We start from the raw sequence: 17,986 nt of genomic DNA on the forward strand, positions 1-17,986 counted from the left end.
TGGCGCCTGGGCCCCGGTCACCGATGGCCTCAATCGCCGGCCGGGCTGGAAATCCAGCCCGGCCGAAACGTGACCCATGGGTCGAGCACTCTCCCCACCTGGGGGTAACCCAGGGTTACACCGGGTGCCCGGTGCGACACCGCACGCCGCGGACTCCCCTCGCACGCCCCGTTGACCACGCCCCCCGGGCGTGTGAGCCTGCGAGCGGGCGTTGCCGCCCGGCCCGGCGGCATGTCTCGCCCCGGACCGAGTGGAGGAGTGCCACCGTGTCGACCCGTGATCTCTACACCCAACCCCCCGCCGACCCCCTGTGGCAGGTCCCGGCCACCGGCGCCGCCCGCTTCAGCTGGGAGTACGACGAAGGCCGCGACCGCCTGCTCTCCCTGTACCAGAAGGGCAAGGACAAGCAGTGGGACGGCGCCCGCCGCATCGACTGGGAGCTGGAGGTCGACCCGTACGACCCCCTCGGTACCCCCGACGAGGCGCTGACCCTGCACGGCACCCGCCACTGGGCGCGGATGACCGAGCGTGACAAGGCGGAGCTTCGGCGGCACTACGCCTCCTGGCAGTTCAGCCAGTTCCTCCACGGCGAGCAGGGCGCGATGATCTGCGCCGCCCGGATCGTGGAGTCCGTCCCGGACATGGACGCCAAGTTCTACTCCGCCACCCAGACCATGGACGAGGCCCGGCACGCCGAGATCTACGGGCGCTTCCTCCACGAGAAGATCGGGATGCTCTACCCGGTCAACGACGACCTCCAGTCGCTCCTCGGCGACACCCTGCGCGACTCCCGCTGGGACATGCCCTACCTCGGCATGCAGGTCCTCATCGAGGGGCTGGCGCTGGCCGCCTTCGGGATGATCCGCGACACCACCGACAAGCCGCTGCCCCGGCAGATCCTCGCCTACGTCATGCAGGACGAGGCCCGGCACGTCGCCTTCGGCCGGATGGCGCTGCGCGACTACTACCGCCAGCTCACCGACGCCGAACTGCGCGAGCGCGAGGAGTTCGTCATCGAGGGCTGCTACCTGATGCGCGACCGGCTGCGCGGCGTCGAGGTGCTGGAGAACTTCGGCATCCCCAAGGCCGAGGCCCACGAGTACAGCGAGCAGTCGGAGTTCCTGCACCTCTTCCGCAAACTGCTGTTCAGCCGGATCGTCCCCTGCGTCAAGGACATCGGCCTGTGGGGCGAACGCCTCCAGCGGGCCTACGTCGACATGGGCGTCTTCGACCTCGGCGACCACAACCTCGACCTGCTGATGGCCCAGGACGAGGAGATCGCCGAGAAGCTGGACGCCGAGCGGTTCGCCGCCGAGGAGCGGGAGCGGGTCGGCGAGGTCACCGACGCCATCCGCGCGGGCGCCGAGAGCTGACGGCGCGCGGCGCCCGGGGGCGGTGCCGGTTCACTCTCCCTCTCCCAGCACCGCCTCCATCACCGCCCTGGCGATCGGCGCGGCCGTCCCCCCGCCGCTGATCGCCTCCCGCCGCGCCCCCTCGTCCTCGACCACCACCGCGACGGCCACCGCCGGTTCGATCGCCTCCTCGGCGCGCGCCCAGGAGATGAACCAGGCGTACGGGACGCCCGCGTTGCCCACCCCGTGCTGGGCCGTGCCGGTCTTCCCGCCGACCTCGGCGCCCTCGATCGCGGCGTTGGTGCCGGTGCCGTCCTCCACGACGTCGCGCATCATCCGCCGCAGCACCGAGGCGGTCCCGGCGTTCATCACCTGGCGGTATCCGGGCGGGCCACCGGTCCACACCGGCGAGCCGGACCCGGTGGTGGTCCCCTCGACCAGCCGGGGCGGACGCAGCGAACCCCCCGCCGCCACGGCCGCCGCCACCGACGCCATCTGCAGCGGCGTGGCGCGGGTGTCGTACTGCCCGATCGAGGAGAGGGCCAGCTGCGCGTCGTCCATCCCGGTGGCGAAGGTGCTCGGCGCGACCCGTGAGGGGACGCGCAGCCCCCGGTCGTTGAAGCCGAACCGCTCGGCGGCGGCGACCATGCCCTCCAGCCCCACCCGCACCCCGAGCCCCGCGAAGACCGTGTTGCACGACCACTGGAAGGCGTACCGCAGCGAGGCGTCCGCGCACCCCTGGACCTCGTTGCTCAGCTGGTTCTCGCTCCCCGGCAGGGTGTACGGGTCGGGGGAGCGGGTCGGCGCGTCCGGGTCGGTGACCGTGCCCGAGTCGAGGGCGGCTGCGGCCGTCACCACCTTGAAGGCCGATCCGGGCGGATAGGTCTGCCGGATCGCCCGGTTGAGCATCGGCTCGTCGGGGGCGCGGGTCAGCTCCTGCCACGCCCCGGCCGCCGCCGGGCCGGTGCCGGAGAGGCGGCCGGGGTCGTAGGAGGGCGAGGAGACCAGGGCGAGGACGCGGCCGCTGGACGGCTCCAGGGCCGCCACCGCGCCCTTGCGCCCGGCGAGCCCTTCGTAGGCCGCCCGCTGCGCGGCCTCACTGATGGTGGTGGCGACCCTGCCGCCGGGGCTGCGACCGCCCGTCAGGTCGTTCCAGAACGGCAGCGGGGCCAGCCCCGGGTCGGTGCCGGACAGCACGCCGTCCTCGGCCTCCTCCAGCAGGCTGGTGCCGTACTGCTGGGAGGCGAAGCCGGTCACCGGGGCGTACAGCGGGCCGTCGGTGTAGGTCCGTTCGTAGCGCAGGAGTTCGCCGGTGTCGCGGGAGCCCGTGACGGGGCGTTGGCCGACCAGGATCTCGCCGCGCGGCTGGGCGTACCGGGTGATGGCGGTCCGCCGGTTGGCGGAGCTGTCGCTGAGTTCGGCGCCGGTGAAGAGCTGGAGGCGGGCGGTGTGGACCAGCAGGGCCAGCAGGAGGAGCAGGCAGAGCACGCCCGCGCGGCGGATGCAGCGGGTCACCGGCCGTCCTCCCCGAGGGCGGGCGCCTGGCGTCGGGCGGAGTCGCTGAGCCGGATCAGCAGTGCCACGATCACCCAGTTGGTCACCACCGAGGAACCGCCCTGCGCGAGGAAGGGCATGGCCATGCCGGTCAGCGGGATGAGCCCGGTCACCCCGCCCGCGATGACGAAGACCTGGAGCGCCACGATCGAGGCCAGCCCCGTCGCCAGCAGCCGCCCGAACGGGTCACCCAGCGCCAGGCCGCACCGGAAGCCCCGCTCCACCAGCAGCCCGTACAGCACGAAGAGCGCGGCCAGGCCCGCCCAGCCCAGTTCCTCGCCGGCGGTGGCGAGGATGAAGTCGGACTTGGCGGCGAAGCCGATGAGGGCCGAGTGGCCGGCGCCCAGGCCGGTGCCGAAGAGGCCGCCGGAGGCGAAGGCGAAGAGCGACTGGGCCAGCTGGCTGGAGCCCTCGCCCGCCTCGATGGAGGCGAGCGGGTGCAGCCAGTCGGTGACGCGGGCGTGGACGTGCGGCTCCAGCCGCCCCACCGCCCACGCCCCCGCTCCGGCCAGCAGCAGCCCCACGGTGATCCACCCCGTCCAGCCGGTCGCCACGTAGAGCATCACCACGAAGAGGCCGAAGAAGAGCAGCGAGGTGCCGAGGTCCCGCTCCAGCACGAGGACGCCGACGCTCAGCAGCCACACCGCCACCACCGGGCCCAGCGCCCGGCCGGTCGGCAGCCGCACCCCCCACACCGTGCGCCCCTTGTCACGCAGCACGGTGAGCCCGGCCGCCAGGTGCCCGGCGAAGAAGACGGCGAGCAGCACCTTGGCGAACTCGGCGGGCTGGAAGGAGAACCCGCCGAACCTGATCCAGATGCGGGCGCCGTTGACCGGCGGGAAGAAGACCGGCAGCACCATCAGGGTGAGCGCGGCGGCCACCGGCGGGAAGGTGTACCGCCGGAGCACCCGGTGGTCGCGGACCACCAGCACCACCAGGATGAACAGGGCCGCCCCCGCCGTCGACCAGACGAGCTGCGATCCGGCCGCCTGGTCGTGCGGCGTCTCCTGGTCCAGACGGTGGATCAGGACCAGCCCCATGCCGTTGAGCAGTACCGCGATGGGCAGCAGCAGCGGATCGGCGTACGGGGCGGCGAGCCGGACGGCGCCGTGCGCCAGCAGCGCCAGCGCGCCGAGCCCGGCGGCGTACCGCAGGGTGTCGGGCGGGGCAGCGCCGTGCAGGGTCAGGCCCACCACCAGGTAGCCGGAGACGGAGAGCAGGACGGCCACCAGGACGAGGAAGAACTCGGTGCCGCGCCGGCTCGGCCCGTCGGCCGCCGGACCGGTGGGGCCTTCGCCCGGGGCGACCGGGCGCGGCGGGGGACCGGTGGTCGGGCCGGTCGTCGTTCCGGTCATGGCGGGAACGTAGCAAGTATCGGGCGGGATGTCCGCCGCGCGCCGTTATGTCCGGGCACTGGTCTTCCCGGCGGTCCGGGACACGCCGGAGCCCGACCGTGCCTCGCGGGCTCCGGCCGGGCTCCTTTGCGTGTGGGGCTACGTCAGCACCAGCGCGGGGCCTCGCCGATGTTCTCGATGTAGCGGGCCGAGCCCCAGGCCCACGTGCCGTTGGTCAGCAGGTACCAGCGCGGGTTGCCGTCCACCACGTCGCCGGACTCGACCTTGCAGCGGATGTCGACGACCTTGCCGTAGGGCACGGTGCCGACGGGCGCGCCGCCGCGGGTCGGGGCGTCGCGCAGGATCAGGCCCGTCTTCGCGATGACCCGGCCCTTGTAGACCGCGGGGGCGGCGGCCTGGGTGGACGCCTGGGCGTCGTCGGGCGCGGGGGCGAGCGCGCCGGCCGGGGCGGCGAGGGCGAGGGTGCCGGCGGCGACGAGAGTGCCGACCTTGATGACCTGGGACCGCAGGGACATGAACTCTCCTTGAGAGAACGAAGGTGTTGTTCCGACGGATCTGACGCTATGAGGGGTATGTCGGTCCCGCCACCGCACGGGGCGTCAGCTAGGCCGTCCGCCGGAACGGCCCGCCGGACGGGTGGCCCGGAGGCGGAGTCGGGCCGTCAGCTCCCCGGCAGCGGTGCCGCCGCCTCCCCGGTGGCGAGCGGCGCCAGCAGGTCCCCGTGCCGCTCGACGCGCGCCAGCGCCTCGTCCGCCTCGATCCGCAACCCGGGCAGCCGGCTCCCCTCGCCCCGGGAGGCGACCTCGTCCCAGGTCAGGGGTGCCGAGACGGTCGGGCGGGGCCGGGCGCGCAGGGTGTAGGGGGTGGCGGTGGTCTTCGACGCCGAGTTCTGGCTGAAGTCGACGAAGACCTTGCCGGCGCGCAGCCGCTTCGCCATCCGGTGTACGACCAGTCCGGGCGCCGCCCGCTCGGCCGCCAGCGCCAGTTCCTTCGCGTACGCCGTCACCTCGCGTGAGGGGGCACCGGTCAGCGGGGACAGCAGGTGGAGCCCCTTCGACCCGGAGGTCTTGGCGAAGGCGGCCAGCCCGTCGGCGGCCAGTCGCTCGCGAAGCAGCAGCGCCATCTCGCAGCACTCGGCGATCCCGGCCGGTTCGCCCGGGTCGAGGTCCAGGACCAGCCGGTCGGCGACGCCGGGCTCCTCGGCCCGCCACTGCGGTGTGTGGAACTCGGTCACCAGATTGGCCGCCCACATCAGGGACGGCAGGTCGTCCACGACCACCTGCCGCGCGCCGGCGGCGTCCCGTGCCGAACGCGGCACCTCGGCCACCCGTACCCAGTCGGGCGTACCGGGCGGCACGTTCTTGGCGAAGAAGGTCTCGCCCCGCGCACCGTCCGGATAGCGCAGGAAGGAGAGCGGCCGGTGCCGCAGATGCGGCAGGAGGACCGGCGCCACGGACGCGTAGTAGTGCAGCACCTCACCCTTGGTGAAGCCGGTGGCCGGATAGAGGACCTTGTCGAGGTTGCTGAGCGCGAGCCGCCGCCCCTCCACGTGGGTGATGGGCGTCATACGATGAGAATCGCACGAAAACGCCACACAATGCCGATACCTCTCCAAACCGATGGCCGGGAAGGTGCTCAGCGTGCAGTCGATATGGAACGGCGCGATCTCGTTCGGCCTGGTCAGCATCCCCGTGAAGCTGGCGAACGCCACCGTCAACCACGCGGTCTCGTTCCGCCAGATCCACACGGAGGACGGCGGCCGCATCCGCTACCGCAAGGTCTGCGAGCTGGAGGAGAAGGAGGTGCCCTCCTCCGAGATCGGCAAGGGGTACGAGGACGCGGACGGGTCCATCGTCCCGATCACCGAGGAGGACCTGGCGAGCCTGCCGCTGCCCACCACCCGCACGATCGACATCGTCGCCTTCGTGGAGTCCGAGCGGATCGACCCGCTCCAGATGGGCAACGCCTACTACCTCATGGTCAACGGCGCCCCCGCCGCCAAGCCCTACGCCCTCCTGCGGGAGGCGCTGCGGCGCAGCGAGCGGGTCGCCATCGCCAAGTTCGCCCTGCGCGGCCGCGAGCGCCTGGGCATGCTCCGTGTCGTCGAGGACGTCATCGCCATGCACACCCTGCACTGGCCCGACGAGATCCGCTCACCCGATCAGGCGGCCCCCGAGACCGACGTGACCGTCCGCGACGCCGAGCTGGACCTCGCCGACGCCCTGATGGACACCCTCGGCGACGTCGACCTCGACTCCCTCCACGACGACTACCGCGAGGCGGTCGAGGAACTGGTCACCGCCAAGGCGGAGGGACGCGAACCGGCCCCCGAGAAGGAGCCGGCGCAGGGCGAGGGCACCGTCATCGACCTCATGTCGGCCCTGGAGAGCAGCGTCCGCGAAGCCAAGCGCTCCCGGGGCGAGGACGAGGGCGGTGAGAAGGGCAAGGACGCCGAGGTGACCTCGCTCAGCTCGCGCCGCAAGACGGGCACCCGCGCCAAGTCCGGCTCCGGCTCGGGGGCCGAGAAGAAGTCCGCCCCCGCGAAGAAGACGGCGTCCAGCCGCTCGGGCGCGGGCAAGTCCGCCTCCTCGTCCTCCCGCGCGAAGAGCGGCTCCGGGCGCTCCACCGCCAAGAAGTCCGCCTCCTCCGGCTCCGGCACGAAGAAGTCCTCCTCCTCGGGCACCAAGAAGAAGGCGGCCTCCTCGCGCAAGCGCTCCGCCTGACCGGCCGCCCCGGCTCCCGCGACGGGGCGGCCTGGCCCACACCCGGCAGAGCGTCACGGTGCACCCCGACCCGCTCCCGCCCGCCCCGCAGGGCGCCGGGGAAGACGCGGCCCACGCGGAGTACACCCGGGGCGCGGTTCTCGTGGACGGCGTCCAGCAGCACGCCGTAGTCGAGGCCGAAGCGGCAGCCGGAAAGGATGCCTCGGCCGGTCCGCCCGACGGGCCTGAGCACGGCCCGCGCCGCCGTCTCCTCGCGGGTCGTCCGCACCCCCTACGCACGCCCCGGCCTCGCCGGGTACCCGGCCGGGACGTCCGCGTACGTGCCCCGGGTACCCCGCCTCAGCCGCCCCCGCCGGACGGCTCTCTCTCGCGCGCCCCCCCGGCCTCTTCGCCGGCCGCCTCGGGCGCCGTCCTGTCGGCCGCCGGGTCCGCCGTGCGCCGCCCCGGCCGCAGCAGCACCGCCAGCGCGCCCGCGGCGGCCACCGCGCAGAGGGCCAGCAGCACGGTGCGGTCGGAGACCAGTGCGCCCACCTCGGCCAGCCGCTCCTCCCAGGCGTACTCGGTCTCCAGGTCCACCACGGAGCCGAGCGAGGCCATGCCGTCGAAGACCAGGAAGGCGACCCCGGTCAGGACGAAGAGCAGCCCGCCCGCCGCCGACGTGGAGTGCACCGTCAGCGGGCCCAGCCGCACCGCCCGGCCGCGCAGCCACCGCCTGCGCCCCAGCTCGAAGCGGTCCCAGGCGAGCGCCAGCAGGAAGAGCGGTACGGCCATCCCCAGCGCGTACACCGCCAGCAGCAGCGCGCCCCGCACCGGGTCGCCGCCCACCGCGGAGACGGTCAGCACCGAGCCGAGGATCGGCCCGGCGCAGAACCCGGCGAGCCCGTAGACCGCGCCCAGCGCCGCCACCGACAGCGCGGACCCGTCGCGGCGCGCGCCCGCCGCCTGCTGCATCCGGCGCGAGCCGAAACCGAGCCCGGCGATCTGGGTCAGCCCCAGCGCCACCAGCGTCCACCCGCCCACGGCCACCAGCAGCTCGCGGTGGCCGGTCAGCAGCCGTCCCGCCAGCGCCCCGGCCGCGCCCAGCGGCACCAGCGTGGCGCAGAGCCCCGCGTAGAAGAACAGGGTGCGCAGCAGCAGCCGGGTCGGGCCGGCGAAGGAGTAGGCGAAGAAGGCGGGCAGCAGGAGCGCGCCGCATGGGCTGAGGAGTGCCAGCAGGCCGCCGAGGAAGGCCATCAGCAGCCCGGCCTCGGTCACTTGGCGGCGTCCTCGGCGTCGGGCCCGGCGGCCTCGCTGTTGCGCCGGGCATCCGCCTCGGCGGACTCGACGGCCTGGGTGAAGGTGGAACCGGGCTGGGCGCCGAGGATGGGCTGCCCGTTGACGAGGAAGGCGGGGGTGCTGCTCACGCCGAGCCCCGAGCCCTCCTGCTGGTCCCGTTCGAGGGCGGCCCGCCCCTCGGCCCCGCCGAGGTCCTTCCGGAACCGGCCGAGGTCGCCGACACCGGCCTCCTCCGCCATGTCCACCACGGCCTTCTCGGAGAACGCGCCGGAGTTGCGCTTGCGCGGCTTCGCGTACGCCAGGTCGTGGAACTCCCAGAACTTCCCCTGCCGCCCGGCGGCCCAGGCGGCCAGCGCGGCCCGTTCCGACTCCTCCCCGAAGAGCGGGAAGTTGCGCCACTCGATGCGCAGCACGCCCTCTTCGACCTGCTCGCGCAGGAGCGCCGGCTTGGTCTCGCGCGCGAACCGCCCGCAGTAGGGGCACTGGAAGTCGGAGTACTCGATCATCACCACCGGCGCGTCCACGTCCCCGACCGCCATCGGGTCGCCCTTCTCCCGCCGGGCCAGCCTCAGCAGCGCCTCGTCCCGCTCCTCCGGTCCCGAACTCGCCTCGGTCGCGGTCCGGTCCGAGCGCTCCCGCTCCCGGTCGCGGCTCCCGTCGAGGGTGAGTGCGAAGGTCCCGCCGACCAGCGCGGCGACCAGCACCAGCGCGGCGACGACCTTGCGGCGGTGGGGCCGTCGGGAACGGGAAGGGGGACGGGCGGCGGGCGGCGCGGAGGTCATGGCGCGGGGCTCCTGGCTCGGTCGGCTCGGTGATGCGGGGGTGCCGGAGCCCTCCCGGGCCGGGGCCCGCAGGCGTGCGGCCCGGCCTGCCCGCGACCACGATAGGACACCCCCGGCGCGCGGCCCGAGGCGACACCGGCGCGCCGCCGCAGGGGGCGCACGCGGTGGGCCGGAGGGGTGACGCGCCCGGTGCCCGGCCAGGATGACCGGGCGTCAGGGGCGCCCGCGCGGAAGGAGGGAGGGACGGGTTCCGCACCGGTCCGCGAGGTGGCGGGCACGGGTGCGTGAGGGCGGCCGGGAAGCGGTGCCCCCTGGCCGGAACGAGTGGTTCCCGGCGGTGGAGTTGCGTATCGCACAGAGAAGTTCCGGGAGGACGCGCATGCGCGGCTCCGTCGCGGGAAGGCGCCGTTATCGAACAGTGATGTCAAGGTCGCTGGTTTCGGGGCGGATTGGCCGGGCACTCGGGTCACAGGCCCACCGGCGACCGGCCACGCGCGAAGGGGAGGGTACTGATGACGGCGATGTCCGCACAGACTGAAGAGGGACGACGGGGCAAGGGGACCGCGGTCGCCCCGGCCGGCGGCCCCGCAGCGGCCGCGGACCTGCCCTGGGTGGAGGACGGCGGCAAGATCGCCCCGCAGGACGCCCGGGACCTGTCGAAGATCTTCTTCGACCGCCTCCGGACGCTGGAGGAGGGCACGCCCGAGCACCAGTACGCCCGCAGCACCCTCATCGAGATGAACCTCTCCCTGGTCCGCTACGCCGCCGGGCGCTTCCGGCACCGTGGCCCGGGCGAGATGGAGGACATCGTCCAGGTCGGCACGATCGGCCTGATCAAGGCGATCGACCGCTTCGACCTCTCCCGCGAGGTGGAGTTCACCACCTTCGCCGTGCCGTACATCGTCGGGGAGATCAAGCGGTTCTTCCGGGACACCAGCTGGGCCGTGCACGTCCCGCGCCGGCTCCAGGAGCTGCGCGTCGACATGGCCAAGGCCAAGGAGTCGCTCGCAGCCCAGCTGGACCGCGAGCCCACCGTCAAGGAACTCGCCGCCAAGCTCGGCCGGACCGAGGAGGAGGTCGTCGAGGGCCTGGTGGCCGCCAACGGCTACACCGCCGGGTCGCTCGACGTGCCCACCGAGTCCGGCGACGACAACCGCGCCGGCGGCAGCCCCCGCTCGCTCGCCGACACCCTCGGTGCCCCCGACCCGGCCCAGGAGCTGGTCGAGGACCTGCACGCGCTCGCCCCGCTCCTGGAGACCCTCGACGACCGTGAACGGCGCATCGTGGAAATGCGGTTCGGCGAGGAACTGACCCAGTCGCAGATCGGCGCCGAGCTCGGAATCTCCCAGATGCACGTCTCCCGGTTGCTGTCGCGCATCCTGACCCGGCTGCGTTCGGGGATGCTCGCCGAGGAGTGAGTCGGCGCCACCCAGTACGGTGGGCGACTGCAAGCCGCTCGTCGGCACGACCGCACAAGGGAAGACCCAACCGAAGTGTCACCGAATCCTCCGATCTACGACCAGCTGGTACGCGAGCAGGGCGACGTCCTCACCGAGACGCGTCGAGTCGCCGACCAGGCCCGTCTGGAGGCTCAGAGCGCCCTCGACTGGAGCAGCATCCTCCCGCCGCGGCGCCCCGAGCAGCACCAGCGCCCCCAGCAGGGCCCCGGCGCCCCCGCTCCCGGCCCCGGCTCCCCGGCCGCCGCAATGCCCGCGCCCCGGCGCGGCTCCGGCGCTCCCGGCCCCCAGGGCCCCGCAGGCCCCGCCTCGGCGCAGGGGTTCGCGGCGATGCGGGGCGGCGGCCCGCAGGTCCCGTCCGGCCCGCGCCCCCCGCAGGGCGCTCCGCCCCCGCCGAGCTTCGCGCCCCGGCAGCAGGGCGCCCCGGCCTCACCGCAGGGCGGCGCACCCGGTGCGGGCGGGCAGCCCGAGCCCGGCGAAGCGGCCCGCGCCTGAGCCGGTCCGCAGGGGTCCGCCCCGACGCCGTGAACGCCCCGGATTCCCCTGTTCCGCCAGGTGGGAGCCGGGGCGCTCGGCTGCCCCGAGCTCCGGCGGGCAAGGGTGAAGGCCAGGCATACCTGGTCAGCGAGCGGCTGGGGGTGCTGCTCGGCGTGATGCCGTGGAACTTCCCGCTCTACCAGGTCGTCCGCTTCGCCGGGCCCAAGCTCGTGCTCGGCAACACCGTGCTGGTCAAGCACGCCGGGATCTGCGCCCAGTCCGCGCTGGCCCTGGAGAAGGTCTTCCAGGACGCCGGACTCCCGCCGCGCGCGTACACCGATCTCTTCGTCGGCCACGACGAGGTCTCCCGCATCATCGACAGCCGAGTGGTGCGCGGCGCCTCGCTCACCGGCAGCGAGGGCGCGGGCGCCAAGGTCGCCGAGCGCGCCGGGGCCAACGTGAAGCCCCCTCTGCTGGAACTGGGCGGCAGCGACGCCCTCGTCGTCCGCGACGGGGAGAACCTGGAGCACACGGTCGAGGCCGCCGCGGCGGGCCGTCTCGCCAACACCGGCCGGAGCTGCGTCGCCGCCAAGCGCCTCATCGTCCTCGACGCGCACCACGACGCGTTCCTGGACGGCCTCAGGTCCGCCTCCGCCCGGCTGAAGCCCGGCGACCCGGCCGACGAGACGACCACGCTCGGCCCGCTCTCCTCCGAGGGGGCCGCCGAAACCCTGGTCGAACAGATCGAGGAGACCGTCCGCCAGGGCGCCGAACTGGTCATGGGCGGCAAGCGCGTCTACCGCCCCGGCGCGTACGTCGAGCCGACCATCCTCACCGGCGTCGAGCCAGGCATGCGCGCCTACGCCGAGGAACTCTTCGGCCCCGCCGCCGTCGTGTACCGCGTCGACGACGAGGACGAGGCGATCGCCCTGGCCGACGACAGCGAGAACGCCTCGGCTCCACCGTCTTCTGCGCCGACACCGACCGGGCCCGCCGCGTCGCCGGACACATCGAGACCGGCATGGTCTGGATCAACCACCCGACCCCCACCCAGGCCGACCTCCCCTTCGGCGGCAACAAGCGCTCCGGCTACGGCCGCGAACTCGGCCACCTCGGCATGCGCGAGTTCGTCGACAGGAGGCTCGTCCGCGTCCTCCCGCCGGACACCGAACTCCACGGCATCGCGGGCTGACCGCCCACACCGCGCGCCCGGGCGCCGCCGCCCCCTCCGTACGGGAGGGAGCGGCGCCGATCGTGTGATGATCCTCCGCATGACGACTCCTGGGGACCGCCGCGCCGCCCGCCTCCGGACCGACCGTCCGCACTCCGCCCGCGTATGGAACTACCTCCTCGGAGGCAAGGACCACTACCCGCCGGACGCCGCCATCGGCGAGCAGATCCTCACCGCTTTCCCCGACTTCGCCGCCGTCGCCCGCCTCCAGCGCCACTTCCTGGCCCGCGCCGTACGCCACCTCGCCGGCGAAGCCGGCATCCGCCAGTTCCTCGACGTCGGCACCGGCCTGCCCACCGCCGACAACACCCACGAACTGGCCCAGCGCATCGCCCCCGAGAGCCGCGTCGTCTACGTCGACAACGACCCCCTGGTCCTCGTCCATGCCCGCGCCCTGCTCACCAGCACCCCCGAAGGCCACTGCGCCTACGTCGACGCCGACGTCCGCGACCCCGCACACCTCCTCACCGAGGCCCGCCGCACCCTCGACTTCGACCAGCCGATCGCCCTCACCCTGCTCGGCATCATGGGCCAGCTTTCCGACGACGAGAACCCCGCCGCCGTCGTCGCCGAACTCCTCGCCGCCCTCCCCGCCGGCAGCTACCTCGCCCTCAGCGACGGCACCGACACCAGCGAGGCCCTCAACACCGCGGTCGCCGCCTACAACTCCCAGTCGGCGCACACATACCACCTTCGGGCCCCGGAAGAGATCGCCACGTTCTTCGAGGGGCTCGACCTGGTGGAGCCCGGGGTCGTGCCCACCCCGGACTGGCGGCCGGAGCTGTCGGTGTATCCGGGGGCGGCGATCCGGGGGCATGCGGTGTGCGGGGTGGGGCGGAAGGGGTGAGGGGGCGCCCTACTCGAAGTAGCCCAGTCCCGTAGACGTACAGCGTCGGGCCCCCCTGGCGCCATCGTCTCCCGGTGCGAACCGAAGAGGCAGCCGTTGGACTCGTACCAGTCCCAGACGGACCAGGGGTCGCCGCCCTTATGCGGCCGCAGGTAGGCGACGCTGTACTGGTCGCTCCCGTTCCCGTTGCCCGAGTGCGCGATGTGCAGTTGCCCCTTCGGGCCCATGACCGGCTCGGGCTCCTCGTTGGCGAACGGGTTCCCCACCACCCGATCCCGGCTCTCCCACGGCTGCGAGATGACGTACCGCGGCCCGGTCGGCTCGGTGGGGCTGTTCATCTACGCGAGGTACAGGTTCGCTCGACGTCGGTGTCCCCCTCTCACCCCGACCACGCGCACCCACCGCTGCCCCTCGAAGGTGGACAAGGTCCCGTCGATCGCCCACTTGCCGTCCGGCAACGCCAGCTCGGCCACGTCCCCGACGGCGCCTGGCCGCACGAGATCAGCGGCGCTCACTTCGCCCGGAAGATCCTCACTCATGAGTACGTGGAAGACTTCGCCGCTCCGCCGAAGTGCGGTGTGTGTGCCGACGGGACGAGGTGGACCTGCGCCCTGGCGTAACGGGGAGTGGTACTGGCGGTGCTTCAACCGCGCGTGCCCGGGGCGCAAGGGGGACAGAGCGTGGCAAACGCGGGTGTGGTTCATGCGACGGGCCAGGTGACGCCGCGCGGACGCGAGCCGGAATCAGCTGCGATGGTGTCCGCGACGGCGGAGACCGAGTCGAGGAGGGCTCCGGGTGCAAGCCCGAGATCGAGCGCGTGCTGGAGGAGAACTGTGCCCGTACCCCGGACCACGTGGCTCCGCTGGGGCTCGTTCCCCTTGGCGTAGACCAGATGGCCGCGAGGCAGGCCCAGCACCGTGCAGTAGGCGAGCATCTGGTAGAGGTCGGAGCCGGGGAACCCGCCATGCCTCTCGGCCTTGTATTTAGCATCGGCTACCGCCAGCGGCCGACCCGAGGTGTCGTACCAGATCAGGTCCGGTTTCAGCCGTACCTCCGCCGATACATCCAGGTAGTGGCGGTCCTGGGCGGCGGTGCGTCCCCCGTGGCGGCGGAGGGCGCGGGACAGTGCCGTACAGACGAAGTGTTCGAAGACCACCGCGAGGTCGATGATGAAGCCGTCCAGCCGGACACCCGCGCCCGGCAGTTCGGCAGAACGTTCGGCCAGGATCAGCTCGGCAAGGCGCAGCGCGACATGGTAGCGCTGATTGAGCCGAGTGGGGCGCCAGACGGGGAGCCGGTCACGGAGGGCGAGCGGGGTGACATCCACAAGGCGGGCTCGCACCCGGGACAGCCGCCGGCGGGCGGCGGGGGCCAGGCCCGGGACACGCATCAGACGCGTACAGGCCGCCAGGAGCAACTGGTTCTCGGCGATGTCCACCGTGTACTCGTCGTACGTCACCTCCACCGGCAGCGGAACCCCGAAGCGCCGGCGCAGCTGTTCGTCCGGCCTAAGCCGCCCGCGTACCACGCTCAGAGCATCGTCCCTGGTGCGGTAGCCCTGGAGCGGGCCCGGCCCCAAGGCGCGCTCAGCCTGCCGCAGGAAGGCGTCAGCCAGCGTGGGCAGCAGCTCCTCCTCGTCGCCCACCTCCACCTCCCCGAAGCCGCGGCGCCAGTGCCGCTCGGGGTCGGCCGTGTAGCCGAGGAGGAAGAAGAGGCGGCCCACGGGCAGTTTGGGTGCGATGTGCACCTCCACGTCGCCCAGCCGCACCGCACCGACCTTGGCCAGCCCGCGCAGTTGCCAGGAGGAGCCGGTGCCGGCGGCGAACGGGTCGGGCCGTGCGTCCACGATGCCGGACGCCGCCAGCGCACATCCCACCTCCGGCGGCAGGGACGTCCCGGTCCACGGGCCGTGTTCCACCAGATCCACGCGGGTCACCTCGGGCTCGGCCGTCACGGCGCGAGACCGTTCCCCGCCGGGGTGGCTTGGCCGACAGCCCCGCGCAACGCAGTGAGACCGTACCGGGCCTCGACGTCGACCAGGTCGTCTCCGTAGTGGTGCTCTTCGAGCAGGGGCAGGATCGCCGACCGCCACACCCGCTCCAGCCCGCCCTCCTCGTAGACCGAGGGCCGCATGAGGTACGAAGGGCCGATCCTGAAGTCCTTGTCCTCGATAAGCTGGTTGAGCGCCCGGTGCAGCGCGGGAACGTCCTCGCCCGGGCTGATCTCGCCTGCCCCCTCCTTCCGCTCGATCCAACGCGTCAGGAGATCCCTGGCGGGTTCTTGGTCGGGATGGAGCGTCATGAAGGCGAAGCGCCGGCGCATGGCCGCGTCCACCAGGGCGATCGACCGGTCGGCGGTGTTCATCGTGCCGATCAGGAACACGTTCCGGGGGAGCCGGAACTCACCCGAGTACGGAAGGTCGATGGTGCTGTCGCGGTACTCCAGGAGGAAGTACAGTTCGCCGAACACCTTGGCGAGGTTGGCCCGGTTGATCTCGTCGATGATCAGGAAGTACGGCGTGTCCGGGTCCTCGTCCGCGAGGTCGACGAGCTGGCGGAAGGGGCCCGGCCGGAGGGCGAAGGACAGGGGCCCCGCTCCCTCCTTGTCCTGGACGACCGGCCGGATGCCTTCGAAGAAGTCCTCGTAGGCGTACGAAGGGTGGAACTGGACCAGCTTGACCGCCCGGGGGTCGCCGGCCAGGTGCTCGGCGATGTGCTGTGCCAGGTAGGTCTTGCCGGTTCCGGGCGGTCCGTAGAAGATCAGTTGACGGCAGTCCTGCAACAGGTCACGCACCTCGCGCAGCCACTCCCCGTCCACCAGGAGTTTCGAGGCCAGCGAGGCTGAGGGAACCGGAAGCTCGGCGCCGGAGCGGGAGGCTGCCGAGGGGGTGCTCTGGGAGAGCAGAGTGGATTCGTCCTCTGGTACCTCACGCCCGGCAGCGGCGGCCCGGCCCGTTCCGGTCAGCTCGCGGACGAGGCTGATGGAACCGGTCAGGTCCACCACGTCGTGCTGGCTCTGGAGCCGGCCGCGCAGCTCCTGCGGAAGCTCCTCGTGCGCCACAGCCAGATCGGACCACTCGACCGCCCGCCGCAGAACGGCATGCTGGTCCGGGGCACTCGTCCATTCCGGGTCGCCGGCGACCCGTCCCAGGAAGAGGAATCCCCCGTTGGTGGCGCAGACCAGATCATCCTCGCGCATCCGGTTCAGGAAGAGATCGAACTCGGCGGCCAGTTCACCCCGCTTGTTGTAGGACAGGTAGGCGTATCTGTCCTCGACCCGCAGGCGTAGCTCTTCCTTGGTGACCGGAGGCTCCACCGGCCCGAGCCGGGATGCCGCCAGGGAGCAGAATCCCGTCTCCCGCCACTGCGTCACCATGTTCCGTCCGGCCTCGCCGCCGCCACGCAGCAGCCAGGCGCTGGCAGTTCTCGGCCCCGCCGGCTCCTCGGAGGCGAGGTGGGGCTGAAGGCCGGCGACACCGATGCGGTGGTCCTCGCGCGCAGCCGCGGCGTCCGCACGGCCCTGCTCGGCGGCGACCGCGCGCAGCACCGCATTGGCCTCCCGGTCGTCAGGCAGCACCTCCGGTGGAGGGAGGCCGTCGGAACCCAGCACCCGGTGCGCGCCCGGAGGACGGACGCCCCAGAGCCACCGGCTGAGCGGCCCCCGGTCGCAGCCGGTCGCGGCCGACAGGTCGTCCAGGGACAGCCACCGGCCTCGGGGGATCGCACGGACCAGGCGGGCGGCGTACGCGAAACCGGGCTTGTGCCGCTTCCAGTACGACAGTGCTGCCTGGCCCGCTTCGTAGAAGGAGGCCGGGTCGGGGTGTTCGCCCAGCGCGGACCGGCCGAGACTGGTGATCCGCCACAGCCCGTTGTTCTTGTGCAGCCAGCCCGCCATGACCAGATCCGAGGTCTGCCAACGCCAGGCGTTCTCCGCCTTCTCCTGGCCGTTGTCGTACGTCTCGGCGTCCTCGGCGTCCGGCGGCAGCTCTTCACGCACCTGCGTCCACAGCTCGGCGTGGTGCATGTCCTCGGACTGCTCCGCGAGGATCTCCATGGAGCGGCGGGTACGCGGCTTGGTACGGGCCTGACGGGTAGACATGTGGGGGGACTCCGGCTCCGGGGTCGAGGTACGGCTGACGGCTGTCCAGGATATGGAGCGACGTGCGGAGTCATCCAGCCATTACGTCGAGGAGTTGAGTGCAACTCAGTTCCCGCTTCGCTCCGCCGGCTGCCGCTGCCGCTGCCGACAACGCGCACGACCGCATCCTCGGCCGGGGGGAGATCCGGATGCCACCGCAGGCCACGACAGGCCGGGCACCAGCCGGGCATTCGGTCGGCGGCGGAACCCCCGTGACAGACAGGGCAGCGCGCGAGCCGGCCGAGCGCGTCGAGCGTGAGGTGGCGGGGGAGGGAGACTGCTCGTGGTCCAGATCCACACCGGACGACAGCCGAGAACTGCCGTCCGGGGGAAACCGCCTTCAGCTCGACGGCGTACGGGAATTGCTGATCCTCCGTCGGTGCCGAGGCGTAGATGCGCTCCGGCCAGCCTCGATCTGTGCTCGTGTCAGAGTCCCGGGCACTCGATGACCGGACCGTGGTCGCCCCAGCAGTCCGCCTTCAGCAGCTCTTCGGCGAGGCACGCCATCCCCCGCTGAATATGTGTGCCTGCATGCGCGAGGAACGGCCGTCGTCTGTCTGTCACAACGGGGGACCGACGAGTTCGCGTACGGCTTGGACAACCCGGTTGAGTACCTCCCGAACTACCACGCGAGCGATTTCGTAACGCCAGCCTGCCCACGTCGGCCGCGTCGCGGTGTTCTCGGGGCGGGTCGGCTCCTTGCGCCTTCGCGAGTCATGGGGCGGACCGTAGGGGAAGTCGACACCATCCACGGCAACGTGATGTCCCCGGCCGCCCGCGGCAGCTCCAGCTGTTC

13 protein-coding genes and 1 pseudogene are annotated in these 17,986 nt (G+C 72.7%); 6 read left to right on the forward strand and 8 right to left on the reverse strand.

Translation table 11 applies throughout. The features are described from left to right. The first annotated feature begins 266 nt into the window (after positions 1-266). Positions 267-1,373 carry a ferritin-like domain-containing protein gene (locus ACSLIC_RS19065; RefSeq protein ID WP_436738917.1) on the forward strand — a complete coding sequence of 369 codons (1,107 nt, stop codon included), beginning with the start codon at positions 267-269 and terminating at the stop codon, positions 1,371-1,373. A gap of 30 nt (positions 1,374-1,403) precedes the next feature. Here ACSLIC_RS19065 and ACSLIC_RS19070 read toward each other — a convergent pair whose 3' ends face one another. From ACSLIC_RS19070 to ligD, 4 genes are all read right to left on the reverse strand, one after another. Further along, positions 1,404-2,867, reverse strand: a complete 1,464-nt coding sequence (locus ACSLIC_RS19070) for a penicillin-binding transpeptidase domain-containing protein (protein ID WP_436738918.1) — start codon at positions 2,865-2,867, stop codon at positions 1,404-1,406. Beyond that, on the reverse strand, positions 2,864-4,261 hold the full coding sequence (locus ACSLIC_RS19075; protein WP_436738919.1) for an FtsW/RodA/SpoVE family cell cycle protein: 1,398 nt from the start codon (positions 4,259-4,261) through the stop codon (positions 2,864-2,866). The genes ACSLIC_RS19070 and ACSLIC_RS19075 overlap by 4 nt, the downstream gene beginning before the upstream one ends. 143 nt (positions 4,262-4,404) lie before the next feature. After that, complete coding sequence (locus ACSLIC_RS19080) at positions 4,405-4,776, reverse strand: SH3 domain-containing protein (protein WP_436738920.1); 372 nt, start codon at positions 4,774-4,776, stop codon at positions 4,405-4,407. Between the two features lie 146 nt (positions 4,777-4,922). Next, positions 4,923-5,828 carry a non-homologous end-joining DNA ligase gene (ligD, locus tag ACSLIC_RS19085; protein ID WP_436738921.1) on the reverse strand — a complete coding sequence of 302 codons (906 nt, stop codon included), beginning with the start codon at positions 5,826-5,828 and terminating at the stop codon, positions 4,923-4,925. Between the two features lie 73 nt (positions 5,829-5,901). Between ligD and ACSLIC_RS19090 the strand changes: the two genes are divergently transcribed. Continuing rightward, positions 5,902-6,984 (forward strand): Ku protein, encoded by a 1,083-nt coding sequence (locus tag ACSLIC_RS19090; RefSeq protein ID WP_436738922.1) that lies wholly within the window; start codon positions 5,902-5,904, stop codon positions 6,982-6,984. A gap of 339 nt (positions 6,985-7,323) precedes the next feature. Here the strand turns inward: ACSLIC_RS19090 and ACSLIC_RS19095 are convergent, their stop codons facing one another. Both ACSLIC_RS19095 and ACSLIC_RS19100 read right to left on the reverse strand, forming a co-directional pair. Further along, positions 7,324-8,238: a cytochrome c biogenesis CcdA family protein gene (locus tag ACSLIC_RS19095; protein ID WP_436738923.1), complete on the reverse strand. Its 915-nt coding sequence runs from the start codon at positions 8,236-8,238 to the stop codon at positions 7,324-7,326. Continuing rightward, a complete protein-coding gene (locus ACSLIC_RS19100) occupies positions 8,235-9,041 on the reverse strand; it encodes a DsbA family protein (RefSeq protein WP_436738924.1) in 807 nt (268 codons plus the stop codon). The genes ACSLIC_RS19095 and ACSLIC_RS19100 overlap by 4 nt, the downstream gene beginning before the upstream one ends. A gap of 521 nt (positions 9,042-9,562) precedes the next feature. Here ACSLIC_RS19100 and ACSLIC_RS19105 point away from each other — a divergent pair. The 4 genes and pseudogenes from ACSLIC_RS19105 to ACSLIC_RS19120 all read left to right on the forward strand — a co-directional run bounded on the left by ACSLIC_RS19105 (position 9,563) and on the right by ACSLIC_RS19120 (position 13,053). Beyond that, positions 9,563-10,459, forward strand: a complete 897-nt coding sequence (locus ACSLIC_RS19105; RefSeq protein ID WP_436740417.1) for an RNA polymerase sigma factor SigF — start codon at positions 9,563-9,565, stop codon at positions 10,457-10,459. 75 nt (positions 10,460-10,534) lie between these two features. Then, positions 10,535-10,993 (forward strand): hypothetical protein, encoded by a 459-nt coding sequence (locus ACSLIC_RS19110; protein WP_436738925.1) that lies wholly within the window; start codon positions 10,535-10,537, stop codon positions 10,991-10,993. Between the two features lie 107 nt (positions 10,994-11,100). After that, a pseudogene (locus ACSLIC_RS19115) lies at positions 11,101-12,167 on the forward strand (aldehyde dehydrogenase family protein); the annotation flags it as partial. Positions 12,168-12,246: 79 nt separating this feature from the next. Further along, positions 12,247-13,053 (forward strand): SAM-dependent methyltransferase, encoded by an 807-nt coding sequence (locus ACSLIC_RS19120; protein WP_436738926.1) that lies wholly within the window; start codon positions 12,247-12,249, stop codon positions 13,051-13,053. Positions 13,054-13,753: 700 nt separating this feature from the next. Here ACSLIC_RS19120 and ACSLIC_RS19125 read toward each other — a convergent pair. Then, a complete protein-coding gene (locus tag ACSLIC_RS19125; protein WP_436738927.1) occupies positions 13,754-15,007 on the reverse strand; it encodes an McrC family protein in 1,254 nt (417 codons plus the stop codon). Further along, positions 15,004-17,151, reverse strand: coding sequence for an AAA family ATPase (locus ACSLIC_RS19130; RefSeq protein ID WP_436738928.1), 2,148 nt, complete (start codon positions 17,149-17,151; stop codon positions 15,004-15,006). Before ACSLIC_RS19130 ends, ACSLIC_RS19125 begins: the two co-directional genes overlap by 4 nt. Positions 17,152-17,986 lie beyond the last annotated feature (835 nt).

Origin of the sequence: Streptomyces sp. BBFR102, from assembly GCF_051397025.1 — a bacterium.
GTDB lineage: Bacteria > Actinomycetota > Actinomycetes > Streptomycetales > Streptomycetaceae > Streptomyces.